Source organism: Streptomyces bullii (genome assembly GCF_042657145.1).
In the GTDB taxonomy this organism is placed as follows: Bacteria; Actinomycetota; Actinomycetes; order Streptomycetales; family Streptomycetaceae; genus Streptomyces; species Streptomyces bullii.
The window spans coordinates 82146-96130 of the sequence record NZ_JBHSNY010000012.1 but is presented as its reverse complement, the minus strand read 5'-3'; the positions used below and the strand labels follow the sequence as shown (position 1 = coordinate 96130).

Sequence of the window (13985 nt, the reverse complement as noted above, 5' to 3'; positions counted from 1 at the left end):
CCCCTCAGTCCCATTCCAGGCCGCCGCGCCGCCAGACGTACGCGTAGGCGACGAAGACGGTGAGCACGAAGAGCAGCATCTCCACGAGCCCGAAAAGACCCAGGGCGTCGAAGCTGACGGCCCAGGGGTAGAGGAAGACGATCTCGATATCGAAGATGATGAAGAGCATCGCCGTCAGGTAGTACTTGATCGGGAAGCGCCCGCCGCCGGCCGGCGTGGGGGTCGGCTCGATACCGCACTCGTAGGCCTCGAGCTTGGCCCGGTTGTACCGCTTTGGTCCGATCAACGTGGCCATGACCACGGAGAAGATCGCAAAGCCTGCCCCGAGGGCTCCCAGTACGAGGATGGGCGCATACGCGTTCACCGCTCCTCGCTCCTCTCAGTCGGCACTGACTGCTGGCGGTTTGCGTCGAGCTCACATCCGCCCCACCAGTCCCGCGAACCCCGCCCGCCCCGGCGGAGATCGGGAACATGTGAAGCAGGTCACAAGCCCAACCGCGTGCATCTTATGCCCGTCGCTCTGTGATCTGCGACACGGGGTATTGCACAAGCTTTGTGATCTCTACCACCTGACGATCGATCATGACGTCAGACCGGCGTCGATCTTGGTACGCGAAGCGTCCAGGCGATCACCAAAGGTGACATTTTGGCTCGTCACAGCAGCAGGCAAGGTGCGTCTCAATATCAAGAGGGTTCCCGCGCATGCAAATTGGCGGTGGACTTGATCTCTTGGTAGAGGCACGCGTTCACACCCGAGAGGAAGTGCGGGGCGGGGTGTGGACGCGTGCACGGTTTCACGATCTTCGCGCGGCCGTGATCCGGCCGTGATCTTGCGCGCGAGACGCGGCTTCTCCGGTGACCGTTCCGTGACCTCCGCCACACCGGCGAAGATCACTCAAGAGCGAGGGTTGGCCAACCGCCCCAACCAGTGGTAAGCGCGGGGCAATTCGGGCGAATTGATCAAACAGCGAGATCACAGCCCGGTTACACGCCGTCCGTAATGTCCGTTACGGCGTCAATAAAGGGCGACAGACCAGGCGTTCGGGGCTCCGATTGAGTAAATGTGGCGCAGCACACGTTTCTTGAAGATATGAAGGAGCCCCTGGTACCGGTTGTTCCCATGTCCCACACCGCTCACATACGCAGCCACCGGAAGCCCCGCCGCAGCGCGTCGAAAATCGCGATGCGTGCCGGAGTTGCCGGTGGCGTCCTCAGCACCCTGGCAGTGGCCGGGGCGTCGGGTTCGGCGAACGCCGCCGAGCCGGTGACGCAGACCCTGGAGCTGCCCACCCTGACCGCCGACCTGTCCGCCCAGGTCGCCGAGTCCGCGAGCGCTACGGAACTGGCGGCCGCGAACTACCAGCTGCAGGCCGAGCGTGACGCGGCCGCCGCCAAGGCCGCCAAGGAGGCCAAGGCGGACCTCGCCGAGGCCAAGAAGAAGGCCGAGGCGAAGAAGAAGGCCGCCGAGGCCGCCCGCAAGGCCGCCGCCGAGCGTGCCGCGCGCGACGCCGAGCGACCCACCCTGACGGCGACGGCGAGCGCCGACGTCTCCACGAGCACGGCGACGGGTTCGGCCGCGGCCGTGGTGTCCTTCCTCAAGGCGCAGGTCGGCAAGGCCTACGTCCTGGGCGCCACCGGCCCCTCCGCCTACGACTGCTCCGGCCTGGTGGGTGCCGCCTTCAAGCAGGTGGGCATCAGCCTGCCGCGCGTCTCGCAGGACCAGTCGACCGCCGGTACTCCGGTGTCGCTGAGCAACCTGCAGCCGGGCGACATCCTGTACTGGGGCAGCGCGGGCAGCGCGTACCACGTGGCGGTCTACGTCGGTGACGGCATGTTCATCGGCGCGCAGAACCCCTCCACGGGCGTCGCCGAGAAGCCGCTGTCGTACGACCCGCCGACCGGTGCGGTGCGGGTGCTCTGAGCACACCGCCGTCACGACGCAGGGAGGAAGGGCCGCAGCCGCTCAGGGGCAGCGGCCCTTCCGGTGCACGCCCGGACAGTCCGGGGCACTTCTAGCGGTACCGGCTCAGCCCAGGTCGAAGGTGTTGGGCAGGCCGAGCCGGTAGCGCAGTTCGTCGACGCGTTTCAGCGGCTCCATCTCGGGCGGCCGGTACAGCTCCTGGACCCGGCACCGCTCGGCGTCCGAAGCGTCGGCGTCCAGCAGGGCGTTGACGGCGCGTCGCGCGGACTCGTTGGCGCCCTCCATCGTCGCGAGGTCGACGTCGGTGCGGACGTAGTCGCCCGCGAGGAAGAAGTTGGGCACCCTGGTGCGGGCGGTCGGTCGGTTGTGGAGGGTGCCCGTGGGGTGGACGAGGAGCTGTTCGCGGTTCTGCGGGTCGGGGCCGCCCAGGCCCGTCACCGCGGGGTCCATGAACCAGCCGAGGCGGTCCTCGTCCCGCAGGGTCGCCCGGCCGGCGTCGTTCAGCCCGTCCTTCAGCTGCGCCCAGAGTTCGGCGACGACCTCCTCCTTGGTGCACTCCTTGGCCGTCTTGCCGTACAGGATGCCGGGCTTGTCCCACTCCGAGATGATCGCCGAGAGGCAGTCGCGCGCCCGGCCGTCGCCGTAGTCGCGCGCGAAGTCCCGTCCGTCCCAGAACTGGGCCTGGCCGACGGCGGTCACCGACCACGGGGAGTCGAGGCAGTTGATGTGGCCGTGCACGACGGGAGTGGGCGTGCGCAGGTAGAACATCACGCCGGTCATCCAGTCCGTCTCCAATGCGTCGCACCGGGCGAGCTGCGGATCGGCGGCGCGCAGGGCCCGGCCCCAGGTGGGGCGGGCGTGTTCGACGGGCAGGGCGGAGAGGTAGTGGTCGGCGGTGACGACGCGCTCCCGGCTGCCGTCGCGGGCCGAGACCCGTACGCCGGTCACCCGGCCGCCGGCGTAGAGGACCTCCTTGACCCGCGTCCCGAGTACGAACTCGACGCCCAGGGAGCGCAGGTACGCCTCCCAGGGGTCGATCCACGCCTCGCTGGTGGGGGCGTTCAGGACCCTGTCGATGTCGGCGTCCGGCCCGTCCATCCCCCGGCCCAGCAGTCCCCACAGCAGCAGGGCCTCGATGATGACCCGGCCGACGGTCCTGGTCGACGCCACCTCGGCGCGGGTGGCGACGAGGTTGCGGGTCTGGCCGACGCCGAGGACCGTCCGGTACTCCTCGCTCATCTCCTCGGCGCGGATGAAGTCCCACCACGCCGTCTTCTCCCACTGGTCCTCACGGCGGGCCTCGCAGCTGGTGAGGTGGACGAGGACGCGGTTCGCGAAGTAGGCGGCCTCGTGGGCGGGCAGGCGGGTGCCGAGGTCGAGGACGGACAGGATCTGGTCGCGCAGCCATGACGGGGTGAGGTCGCCGGGCCCGGGCGGGGTGGTGACCCGGCGGAGGGGGAAGTGCAGGTCGGGGCGGCCCGAGCCACGGGCGAACAGCGCCTCGGTGCCGGCGCGGAGGTTGCCGCGGACGCCGTCCGCGTTGCCCGGGAAGGGGATGCGGCGCATGGTGTCCGGGAGGTTCCGGTAGAAGCCGGGGAAGAAGCGGAAGCCGTGCTCGGCGGGCAGCGGCCGGCGTCCGCCCGCGGCGGTTCCGGGGACGTCCATGGAGCGGGCCTTGCCGCCGAGGGCGTCGTAGTACTCGTAGACGGTGACGGCGTAGCCGCGCTCGGCGAGTTCGTGGGCCGCGCTGAGGCCGGAGACGCCGCCTCCGAGGACGGCGACGCGCGGGCCGGAGCCCGGGCCTGAGACCGGGGCGGCGGAGGCGGTGCCGGGTCCTAAGGCGGCGGCTCCGGCCGCTCCCCCGGTGGCTGCGAGGAAGCGTCTGCGGGTGTGGCCGGAGGGCGCCTGGGACTCCCGTGTGTGTGCTGTTGTCATGAGACCCGGAGGGTAGGGAGGGGCGCCCGGGGCGGGAAGGCCGTATCCCGGCCACCCACAGCATCCTCACAACCACGCGGCGAGAGGGCCTCAGCCACCGAACTCCCTGAGGGTCACGCCCTGGTGACCCTCCGCCCTCGTGGCCTCACGCCTTCGGTGCCACCTTGCTCAGCCCGTTGATGATGCGGTCCATCGCGTCGCCGCCCGTCGGGTCGGTGAGGTTGGCCAGGAGCTTGAGGGTGAACTTCATCAGCAGCGGGTGGGTCAGGCCGCGCTGGGCCGCGATCTGCATGACCTTCGGGTTGCCGATGAGCTTCACGAAGGCCCGGCCGAGCGTGTAGTAGCCGCCGTAGGTGTCCTTCAGGACACGCGGGTAGCGCTGGAGGGCGGTCTCGCGCCGGGCCGGGGTCGAGCGCGCGTGAGCCTGGACGATGACGTCGGCGGCGAGCTGGCCGGACTCCATGGCGTAGGCGATGCCCTCGCCGTTGAAGGGGTTCACCAGGCCGCCGGCGTCGCCCACCAGGAGGAGACCGCGGGTGTAGTGCGGCTGGCGGTTGAAAGCCATCGGCAGCGCCGCCCCACGAATGGGCCCGGTCATGTTCTCGGGGGTGTAGCCCCAGTCCTCCGGCATGGAGGCGCACCAGGCCTTGAGGACCTCGCGCCAGTCCAGCTCCTTGAAGGAGTCGGAGGTGTTCAGCACGCCCAGGCCGACGTTCGACGTGCCGTCGCCCATGCCGAAGATCCAGCCGTATCCGGGGAGGAGACGGTCCTGGGGGCCGCGGCGGTCCCACAGTTCCAGCCAGGACTCCAGGTAGTCGTCCTCATGACGCGGGGAGGTGAAGTACGTGCGGACCGCGACGCCCATCGGACGGTCCTCGCGGCGGTGCAGGCCCATCGCCAGGGACAGCCGGGTGGAGTTGCCGTCGGCGGCCACCACCAGGGGTGCGCGGAAGGTGACTTCGCGCTTCTCCTCGCCCAGCTTGGCGGTCACGCCGGTGATGCGGCCGGTGCGGTCGTCGACGATCGGGCCGGAGACGTTGCAGCGCTCGTACAGCCGGGCGCCCGCCTTCTGGGCCTGCCGGGCGAGCTGCTCGTCGAAGTCGTCGCGCTTGCGCACCAGGCCGTAGTCGGGGAAGGAGGCGAGTTCCGGCCAGTCCAGCTGCAGGCGCACCCCGCCGCCGATGATGCGCAGGCCCTTGTTGCGCAGCCAGCCCGCCTCCTCGGAGACGTCGATGCCCATCGCCACGAGCTGCTTGACGGCGCGGGGCGTCAGTCCGTCGCCGCACACCTTCTCCCGCGGGAACTCGGTCTTCTCCAGCAGCAGTACGTCGAGTCCGGCCCGGGCCAGGTGGTACGCGGTCGTGGAGCCGGCCGGCCCCGCGCCCACGACGATGACATCGGCGGTGTTCTCGGAGAGCGGCTCGGTCACGACGGTCACGGCGGGATCTCCCCAAGTTCGAAATCTGCGTGCCGACCGGCACTGGACATGGGCAGTCTATTCAGCGTCACCGATCACCGGCTGAAGGGCTGCCCCGTGAACCGAGCTCTCCCCGATGTACGGCTGCGCGTCCCCACCGACGAGGACGCGGTCGCCTGGCACCGGATCTTCGACGACCCGGAGGTCATGGAGCACCAGGGCGGCAGAGCCGCGGAACTGTCGGTGTACGAGGAGCTCACCGCACGCCAGCGCCGGCACGACGCCGAACTCGGCTTCTGCCTGTGGACGATGCTCGACGAGGACGAACAGGTCATCGGCTTCACCGGCGCCCAGCCGTGGGAGCACGACTGGGGCCCCGCGGGGCAGATCGAGATCGGCTGGCGGCTCGCAAGGCCGGCCTGGGGCAAGGGGTATGTCACCGCGGCCGCGCTCCAGACGCTGGAGCGGTTGCGGGCGGCCGGTGTGCCGAGCGTGGTGGCGATGGTGGCCGCGGAGAACAAGAGATCCGTCGCGGTCACCCAGCGGCTGGGCATGCGCCTCGCCGAGACCTTCACCGCTCCGGTCTCCCGGCGGCTGGGGCACTGCTACCGACTCGATCTGTAACCGTTCGTAATCGACTGTCACAGATAGCGACTTGTGGCTTCCGGCCGCCGCGGCCACGGAGTTACCCTGCCTGTACCGCTGGGGGTGACATCTGTGCACATGTCCCGCAAGACACCCGAAGTGCGCGTACCGCGTCTGGTCGGCCTGATGGCCGTGGACGCACGGGAGGCGGCCCGGACCCGGGGCCTGTCCCTCAGCGCACCCGACCGGCCCGACTTCCACCACGCCGTCGTCGACTACGTCGTACGGCAGTACCCGCAGCCCGGCGCCGAGGTGCCGCGGGACTCCATGGTCTACGTCTGGTTCGACTTCGGCGAGGGGGAGGGCGGCGGAGGCGTGCGCGAGCCGCGGATGCCGCGGCCGCCGGGCGGCGGGCTCCAGCGGGAACTGGACCAGCCGGGCGACCCGTACGTGCTGAGCTCTCCCTGAGGCCTGGCCCCCTGAATCCCCCAGGCACGAGGCCACGCGGGTCCGGCGGCCCGGGCCAGGAGGCCCCGAGGCCCCAGGCCCGGAAGCGGTGCCTCAGCTCTCCTTGAAGCCCCGGTGCAGGGCCACCACCCCGCCGGTCAGGTTCCGCCAGGCCACCTTCGTCCAGCCGGCCTTCTGGAGCCGCTCGGCGAGGGCGGGCTGGTCGGGCCAGGCGCGGATGGACTCGGCGAGGTAGACGTAGGCGTCGGGGTTGGAGGACACGGCCCGTGCGACCGGCGGCAGCGCGCGCATCAGGTACTCGGTGTAGACCGTCCGGAACGGCGCCCACGTCGGGTGGGAGAACTCGCAGATCACGATCCGCCCGCCGGGCCGGGTCACCCGGTGCATCTCGCGCAGGGCGCTGTCCGTGTCCTGCACGTTGCGCAGCCCGAAGGAGATGGTGACGGCGTCGAAGGTGCCGTCCCTGAACGGCAGCCGGGTGGCGTCGCCCGCCGTGAACGGCAGCCAGGGGTGCCGCCCCTTGCCGACCTGGAGCATGCCGAGGGAGAAGTCGCAGGGCACGACGTAGGCGCCGGTGCGGGCGAAGGGCAGCGAGGAGGTCGCCGTACCGGCGGCCAGGTCCAGGACCTTCTGCGCCGGGCGGGCGTCGACGGCCCGGGCGACCTCCCTGCGCCACAGCCGGGCCTGGCCCAGGGACAGCACGTCGTTGGTCAGGTCGTACCGTTCCGCCACGTCGTCGAACATCGAGGCGACTTCGTGCGGCTGCTTGTCCAGGGATGCGCGGGTCACGGGCCCATTCTTGCAGCACCGCCGCCCGGCAGGAGGCGCGGCTTCCAGCGTGGCGGAGCCTACGGCGCGGCGCCGGACCCTACCGGCGGCGGAACACCAGCCGCCCGTCCACCACCGTGGCCACGCAGGCGCCGGAGCCGCGTTCGGCCAGTTCGGCCTCGTCCCGTACCTCGAACACGGCGAACCGGGCGGCGGACCCGCGCTCTCTCACGGGCGCGAACCGCACCGGTTCCCCGGAGGCGTAGGGATCGAGCGCGGGGACACCGCCGGGAGGCCCGAGCCGGCCCACGACCACGAGGCCGGAGCGGCGTACGGCGTCCCGCACCGCTCGGTTGCGCAGGTTCTCGCAGGCCACCGCGACCGTGCCGTGCGCCAGCATCCGCTGCACCCCGCGCCGGGCGCTGGCGCCCCAGCGGGCGTCGTCGAGGGCGAGCGCGGCCAGCGCCTCGCCGGTCAGCGGCTCGGTGCCCAGCTCGTCGGCCTCGCGCGGATCCGGGTGGTACGCCTCCTGCAGCAGTTCGTCGCCGTACAGGTTGACGATCCCGGGCGTGAGGATGCCGGGCCACTCGCGCACGCGCGCGTGCGGGTACGCGGCGACGAGGTCGTCGAGCGGTCCGGCGTCCGCGATCCGGGCGCCCTCGACGGCGAGCGCCCGGCCCCGGGAGTCCGCGTGGATCGTCAGCACGGAAGCCCTAGTTGGAGGCGAGCAGCTTCAGCTCGGGGTGGGCGGTGCCGCCCTCGATCGCCGTGGAGGAGATGTGGGAGACGACGCGGTCGTCGACGGGGTCGTTCGCCGGGTCGTCGTGGACGACCAGGTGCTCGTACGTCGTCGAACGCTGCGCCGGGACGCGCCCCGCCTTGCGGATCAGGTCGATGATCTCCAGCAGGTTGGAGCGGTGCTTGGCGCCGGCCGAGGAGACGACGTTCTCCTCGAGCATGATCGAGCCGAGGTCGTCGGCGCCGTAGTGCAGCGACAGCTGGCCGACCTCCTTGCCCGTCGTCAGCCAGGAGCCCTGGATGTGGGCCACGTTGTCGAGGAACAGGCGGGCGACCGCGATCATCCGCAGGTACTCGAAGACGGTCGCCTGCGTACGGCCCTTCAGATGGTTGTTCTCGGGCTGGTAGGTGTACGGGATGAAGGCGCGGAAGCCACCCGTGCGGTCCTGGACGTCGCGGATCATGCGCAGGTGCTCGATGCGCTCGGCGTTGGTCTCGCCGGTGCCCATGAGCATGGTGGACGTCGACTCAACACCCAGCCGGTGCGCGATCTCCATGATCTCCAGCCAGCGCTCGCCGGACTCCTTCAGCGGCGCGATGGCCTTGCGCGGCCGCTCGGGCAGCAGCTCCGCGCCGGCGCCGGCGAAGGAGTCGAGCCCGGCGTCGCGGATCCGCGTGATGGCCTCCTCGACGCTGACGCCGGAGATCCGGGCCATGTGCTCGACCTCGCTCGCCCCGAGGCTGTGGATGACGAGCTGCGGGAACTCCTTCTTGATGGCGGCGAAGTGCTGCTCGTAGTACTCGACGCCGAAGTCCGGGTGGTGACCGCCCTGGAACATGATCTGGGTGCCGCCCAGCTGCACCGTCTCCGCGCACCGGCGCAGGATGTCCTCCAGGTCGCGCGTCCAGCCCTTGTCGCTCTTGGGCGGGGCGTAGAAGGCGCAGAACTTGCAGGCGGTGACGCAGACGTTGGTGTAGTTGATGTTGCGCTCGATGATGTACGTCGCGATGTGCTCGGTGCCCGCGTACCGGCGGCGGCGTACGGCGTCGGCGGCGGCGCCCAGCGCGTGCAGCGGGGCGTCGCGGTAGAGGACGAGCGCCTCTTCGGGGGTGATCCGTCCACCGGCGGCTGCACGGTCGAGGATGGGCTGAAGGTCGGCCTTCTCGGTCACCGGCGTCCCTTTCGCAGGATTCGTCAGGGGTGTGGACGGACCGAACCAGCCTACGCCAGCCGTTGGGCCGCGCCGTCGCGCGGTCGGTGCTCCGGGTCGCGGCGCTCCAGGACGCTCCGGGAGGGCGTGGTCGTCTCCTACACACCCGCGTACGCGCCGACCAGAAGGCCGAGGTACGCCCCCGCGATGAGGAACGGCCCGAACGGGATGGCCGTCTTGCGGTCGGCCTTCCGGGCGACGAGGAGGGCGCCGCCGTACACCGCCCCGAGCAGGAAGCCGGCGAACGTGCCGAGCATCACCGTCGGCCAGCCGTACCAGCCGAGCACCGCCCCGGTCCCCAGGGCGAGTTTCACGTCGCCGAAGCCCATGCCGGCCGGGTTGATCAGGAACAGCACGAAGTAGCCGGCGCCGAGGGCGAGGGAGCCCAGCAGGGCGGTCGTCCACTGCCCGGCGTGCTCGGGCACGAGCGCGGTGAGGCCGAGGAGGGCGAGCGCCGCGCCGGCGAGCGGCAGGGTGAGGGGGTCGGGCAGGCGCCGTACCCGCAGGTCGACGACCGTCAGCAGCACCCCGACGGGTGCCAGCAGCAGCCAGACACCCAGCTCGGGCCGGGTTCCGGTGGCGGCGGCGAGGGCGGCGCAGACGAGTGCGGTGGCGGCGGCGAGCGGCAGGGTGCCGGGCCCGTAGGGGGAGGCGGGTGCCGCACACTGCCCGCACCGGGCCCGCCCGAGCCAGCCCCCGAGGCCGTGCCCACCCGGGCACGCGTCGCGCCACGGCTCCCCCGACGGGGCGGAGAAGCGGTAGGCGGCACGCGGCAGCAGCGCGCCCGTCACCGCGCCCCACAGCGCGGCGACAGCGATCAGCGGCAGCTCGCTCATCCCGCGACCGTGACGGCGTCGCGCCACGTCGGCAGCGACAGCTCGTCCCACAGCCGCTTGTCGGCCGGCGCGGTTCCCGCGGCCGACGTCCCTGTCGTGCGCCCCGTCGAGCGTGACCGGCTGGGGCTGCGGCGTCGCGGCATGGCGGGTGTCCCGGGTGGTGTGTGAACGGGGCGGAGTGAAAGGTGTACCGAGCCTACAGAGAACTCGCTGCCCCGTCCCCGAAGTCGGGCAGGCCGCCGGGAACCCCTACCGCCAATCCTGCGTCCCGTTCGCAGGCGAGTATTGCGAAGCCCCGCCGGATGCGTTTCCTGCACCCGGCAGGCAGCCGATTTCCCCAGCGGCCGTACGGTCTTCTCCTGAAGGGGAACAAACCAGACGAAAGGCCCCGGATCCAGGGATCCGGGGCCCGTTGCGCTCGCTCGGTCAGTTCAGACCGGCGTGGACGTGCGCGTCCGCCGCGATGCCCGCGGGCGACGCGGCGAGGCCGACACCGGCACCGGCGCACAGGGGGCCGGCCTCGACGTAGAGACCGGCAGCCCCGGCGCCGGCGGCGTTGGCGGCGACGGCGCCGCCCGCCTGGCCGCCGGCAATGCCGTCCAGGTCAGCGTCGGAGATCTCGGTCGTGTGGACCTGGGGCACGAGGTTCATGGCGCGCCTTTCCCTTCGTATCAAACATGCACGATGACGGCGGAGTTCACCTGATTCCCGGAACCGGGAGTAATGATCGGCGAGCTGCGCGCACCGATCAAAGCACGCAGGAGAGGAGGCGACCAGTCGCGCGATACCCCTGCCCGACGTCCTGTGACCGTCCAATTCATCAGTGTGTGAACGCGGTCACCGACCGGGCCGAATCCTTCACGCTACCCGCCGGTTTCCGTATGCCACCGAAGAGTGGTCGGCCGGTGTCCGACGGGGGCGATCCCTTTCCACCGGTTCTGCGCACGACCACTCGGTGAACTGTGTGCAGGTTCGCAGGATTTTCCGGGACGACCGGACTGACGGGGCGTCAGCGGACCTTCGACATCCGCGCCTCGGGCCGTCCCGACTCCGCGCTCTCCGACCGGTACTGGAGGTCGTCGCCGACGGGGGTGAGGCGGACGGTCGTGGGGATGGGGCTGCAGCCTGCGTGGTTGCTCTCCGCGCCGACCGATGTCGCGACGAGCTGCTCGTCCGTCACGTGCTTCAGGGTCAGTACGTCGACGCAGACGCCGCCGAGCGGGTCCGTCTGGCGGAGCCGCCCCAACTCCTGACCCACCCCGGTCCCTCGGACGGTGAGGCGGAAGGTGCCCACGGGCAGCCTGCCGTCGAGGGCGCTGCCCCGGCCCTCCCAGGTGCCGAGGTAGCGGGCGGGCACGGCGGTGGGCGCGGTGCCGTCCGGCGCACTCGGGGCGTCGCCCGGCGCACTCGCGGTGGGGGCGGCACTCGCGGACGGAGGTGGCTCGGCGCCTGCGCCGCTCGTGTCGTCGTCCGATCTGCCCGGCAGCAGGTCGAGGACGAACACCGATCCGACGGTCACGGCCGCCATCGCCCCGGCGACCGCCAGGGCGACCGTGCAGCTCAGCCGACGCACCCGCCCGCCGCCCTCCGGGGCGGACGTCGCGGACACGCTGACGGTCACCTTGCCGGGGCGGCGGCCGGCGGAGGGGCCGGCGTCCGGTACGGGGGCGTCAGTCGGTGGCGCGGGGGACGGCGGGGCAGCGGGTGGTGACGCCGGCATCACCGGCGGCGGTCCGAATCGCCCGGCGCCTCGCGGCCCGGGCGACTGCCCGGCCCCGTCACCGTCGTCCGCTCTCGCCCCGTCACCGTCGTCCGCCCTCGCCCCCTCGCCGCCCGTTCCCGCTCCCTGGCCCCTCGGGTGCCCCGCCGCCTCACTCCTCAGGGGCCCCGCCGTCTCCCCCACCGACGGGCTGCTGAAGCCGACCGGCCCTGAAGCGGCCGCCGCGGCCTCTCCCTGCCCGGCCTCCAGGTTCAGCACCTGCACGGCGCTGCGGCTGACCTGCTCCACGAGTGCGCCCGGCAGCCATCCGCCCGCCACCAGCCGGGCCGTGCCCTCGGGAGCCAGCCGACGGGCCACCTCGGTGGGAGTCGGCCGGGCGCCCGGTTCCTTGGCCAGGCAGGCCGCCGCCAGTTCACGCAGCTCGCCGTCCAGCGGGCCGAGTTCGGGCTCCTCGTGGACGACCTTGTAGAGCAGGGCCGCCGAGGAGTCCCCGGCGAACGGCGGCTCCCCGGTCGCCGCGCACACCAGCACCGCGCCCAGCGAGAAGACGTCCGCCGCGCCGGTGACGCCCTTGCCGAGGATCTGTTCGGGCGACATGTAGCCGGGCGAGCCGATCGAGACGCCGGTGGAGGTGAGGGAGGCCGTGCCGTCGGTGGCCCGGGCGATGCCGAAGTCGATCAGCAGCGGGCCGTCCAGGGTGAGCAGCACGTTGGACGGCTTCACGTCCCGGTGGACGAGGCCCAGGTCGTGCACCGCCGCCAGCGCCTCGGCGAGCCCCGCCCCCAGGACCCGTACGGTGGGGGCGGGCAGCGGGCCGCCGTCCGCGACCGCAGAGGCCAAGGACGGGCCCGCCGCGTAGGCCGTGGCGACCCACGGCACCGGCGCCTCGGGGTCGGCGTCCAGGACGGGGGCCGTCCAGGCGCCGCCCACCCGGCGCGCGGCCTCCACCTCGCGCCGGAACCGGGCCCGGAACTCCTCGTCCAGCGCGAAGTGCGGGTGCACGATCTTCACGGCGACCGTGCGGCCCCCGGCGCTGCGGCCCAGGTAGACCCGTCCCATACCGCCCGAGCCGAGCCGGCCGAGCAGCCGGTAGGGCCCGACGGCCGTGGGTTCGTCGGCTTCCAGTGCCCGCATGGCGTCACCCTCCCCCGTCGGCGTCCGTGGACCGCCGTACCCGTCGGCGTTCCGTGGACCGCCGTACCCATGGGCGTCCGTGGACCGCCGCATGATCCGCAGGCGTCCGGCCCCCAACGTCCGGCAGGCCGGTACGCCCCGCAGGCCCCGCGGCCACCGCGGATCCCGTGGGCCCGGCAGTCCGTACGTCACGCGGGCCCCCGTAGCGCCTCCTGCGCCCGAACCACTCCCCAGCAGGGTAGTGCCGGCAGACCCCCGTGCCTCAGGGCTCCAGCAGATCCACCTTCACGTCCGCCGGGAAGCCGGTCGTCGGGCCGACGCGGCGCGCGAACTCCGCCACGGCCTCCAGCTGCGGGCCTCCGAAGCGGAAGTCCAGGGTCGTGAAGTACTGCGCGAGCGTCTGCTCGTCGAAGGCCTCCCAACGTGCCGCCTGCTCGGCGACCTTGCCGACCTCCTCCAGGGAGAGGTTGCGGGAGGCGAGGAACGCCTCGTGCACCCGGCGGGTGATGACCGGCTCGCGTTCCAGGTAGTCGCGGCGCGCCGCCCAGACCGCGAAGACGAACGGCAGACCCGTCCACTCCTTCCACAGCAGGCCGAGGTCGTGGACGTCCAGGCCGTAGCGCGGGCCGTCGAGCATGTTCGCGCGCAGCGCCGCGTCGCCGATGAGGACGGCCGCCTCCGCCTCCCGCATCATCAGGCCGAGGTCGGGCGGGCAGGTGTAGTAGTCGGGCTGGACGCCGAAGCGTTCCGCCAACAGCAGCTGGGCGAGGCGGACGGAGGTGCGCGAGGTCGAGCCGAGGGCGACCCGGGCGCCGTCCAGGCGGTCCAGCGGGGCCTGCGAGACGATCACGCACGACATCACCGGGCCGTCGCAGCCGACCGCGATGTCCGGGAAGGCGACGAGCTGGTCCGCGTGCTTGAGGAACTCGACCAGGGTGATCGGCCCGATGTCGAGCTCGCCCTGCACCAGCTTCTCGCTGAGCTTCTCAGGGGTGTCCTTCGTGAGCTCGAAGTCGAGGAGCGTGCCTGTTCTCGCAAGCCCCCAGTACAGGGGCAGGCAGTTCAGGAACTGGATGTGGCCGACGCGCGGCCGGGTGCGAGGATTGTCCACATCGTGAGGCTAGCCCTCGGGCAGCCGGACCCGGCCTGTGCCCCCTGCGTCGTTTGAACCAGCGGGGTTCAAACGTTCAGGTGACGTGATCTTTACCTCTCTTGCATTCGGCGTCCCGCGTGCTAGGCTCATCGCAAGTTG

Annotated in this window: 13 protein-coding genes; 3 read left to right on the top strand and 10 right to left on the bottom strand. The window is 71.8% G+C overall.

Annotated elements, in window-relative coordinates; genetic code table 11:
* Nucleotides 1–4: 4 nt before the first annotated feature.
* The gene (locus ACFPZJ_RS31120; RefSeq protein ID WP_073792966.1) at nucleotides 5–364 is read right to left on the bottom strand and encodes an NADH-quinone oxidoreductase subunit A; all 360 of its coding nucleotides are present in this window, start codon (nucleotides 362–364) and stop codon (nucleotides 5–7) included.
* Nucleotides 365–1120: 756 nt separating this feature from the next.
* Here ACFPZJ_RS31120 and ACFPZJ_RS31115 point away from each other — a divergent pair.
* Nucleotides 1121–1921 carry a C40 family peptidase gene (locus ACFPZJ_RS31115; protein ID WP_381028605.1) on the top strand — a complete coding sequence of 267 codons (801 nt, stop codon included), beginning with the start codon at nucleotides 1121–1123 and terminating at the stop codon, nucleotides 1919–1921.
* A gap of 105 nt (nucleotides 1922–2026) precedes the next feature.
* Here ACFPZJ_RS31115 and ACFPZJ_RS31110 read toward each other — a convergent pair whose 3' ends face one another.
* Together ACFPZJ_RS31110 and ACFPZJ_RS31105 are read right to left on the bottom strand one after the other, a co-directional pair.
* On the bottom strand, nucleotides 2027–3856 hold the full coding sequence (locus tag ACFPZJ_RS31110) for a hydroxysqualene dehydroxylase (protein WP_381028602.1): 1830 nt from the start codon (nucleotides 3854–3856) through the stop codon (nucleotides 2027–2029).
* Between the two features lie 145 nt (nucleotides 3857–4001).
* Nucleotides 4002–5294 carry a geranylgeranyl reductase family protein gene (locus tag ACFPZJ_RS31105; RefSeq protein WP_381028600.1) on the bottom strand — a complete coding sequence of 431 codons (1293 nt, stop codon included), beginning with the start codon at nucleotides 5292–5294 and terminating at the stop codon, nucleotides 4002–4004.
* Nucleotides 5295–5390: 96 nt separating this feature from the next.
* Here ACFPZJ_RS31105 and ACFPZJ_RS31100 point away from each other — a divergent pair, with 96 nt between their 5' ends.
* Together ACFPZJ_RS31100 and ACFPZJ_RS31095 are read left to right on the top strand one after the other, a co-directional pair.
* A complete protein-coding gene (locus tag ACFPZJ_RS31100; RefSeq protein ID WP_381028598.1) occupies nucleotides 5391–5897 on the top strand; it encodes a GNAT family N-acetyltransferase in 507 nt (168 codons plus the stop codon).
* A gap of 99 nt (nucleotides 5898–5996) precedes the next feature.
* Nucleotides 5997–6326, top strand: coding sequence for a PASTA domain-containing protein (locus ACFPZJ_RS31095; RefSeq protein WP_381028595.1), 330 nt, complete (start codon nucleotides 5997–5999; stop codon nucleotides 6324–6326).
* A gap of 93 nt (nucleotides 6327–6419) precedes the next feature.
* On the opposite strand, the gene ACFPZJ_RS31090 is transcribed toward ACFPZJ_RS31095, so the two are convergent.
* The 7 genes from ACFPZJ_RS31090 to ACFPZJ_RS31060 all read right to left on the bottom strand — a co-directional run bounded on the left by ACFPZJ_RS31090 (nucleotide 6420) and on the right by ACFPZJ_RS31060 (nucleotide 13844).
* A complete protein-coding gene (locus ACFPZJ_RS31090; protein ID WP_381028593.1) occupies nucleotides 6420–7115 on the bottom strand; it encodes a demethylmenaquinone methyltransferase in 696 nt (231 codons plus the stop codon).
* Between the two features lie 79 nt (nucleotides 7116–7194).
* Nucleotides 7195–7800 carry an imidazolonepropionase-like domain-containing protein gene (locus ACFPZJ_RS31085; protein WP_381028590.1) on the bottom strand — a complete coding sequence of 202 codons (606 nt, stop codon included), beginning with the start codon at nucleotides 7798–7800 and terminating at the stop codon, nucleotides 7195–7197.
* 7 nt (nucleotides 7801–7807) lie between these two features.
* Nucleotides 7808–9004 carry a cyclic dehypoxanthinyl futalosine synthase gene (gene mqnC / locus ACFPZJ_RS31080; RefSeq protein WP_381028588.1) on the bottom strand — a complete coding sequence of 399 codons (1197 nt, stop codon included), beginning with the start codon at nucleotides 9002–9004 and terminating at the stop codon, nucleotides 7808–7810.
* A gap of 137 nt (nucleotides 9005–9141) precedes the next feature.
* Complete coding sequence (locus tag ACFPZJ_RS31075) at nucleotides 9142–9879, bottom strand: prepilin peptidase (protein WP_381028585.1); 738 nt, start codon at nucleotides 9877–9879, stop codon at nucleotides 9142–9144.
* 426 nt (nucleotides 9880–10305) lie between these two features.
* The gene (locus ACFPZJ_RS31070; RefSeq protein WP_381028582.1) at nucleotides 10306–10530 is read right to left on the bottom strand and encodes a hypothetical protein; all 225 of its coding nucleotides are present in this window, start codon (nucleotides 10528–10530) and stop codon (nucleotides 10306–10308) included.
* Nucleotides 10531–10888: 358 nt separating this feature from the next.
* Nucleotides 10889–12733 carry a serine/threonine-protein kinase gene (locus ACFPZJ_RS31065; protein ID WP_381028579.1) on the bottom strand — a complete coding sequence of 615 codons (1845 nt, stop codon included), beginning with the start codon at nucleotides 12731–12733 and terminating at the stop codon, nucleotides 10889–10891.
* Nucleotides 12734–12995: 262 nt separating this feature from the next.
* Nucleotides 12996–13844: a menaquinone biosynthetic enzyme MqnA/MqnD family protein gene (locus tag ACFPZJ_RS31060; RefSeq protein WP_381028577.1), complete on the bottom strand. Its 849-nt coding sequence runs from the start codon at nucleotides 13842–13844 to the stop codon at nucleotides 12996–12998.
* Between the last annotated feature and the right edge of the window lie 141 nt (nucleotides 13845–13985).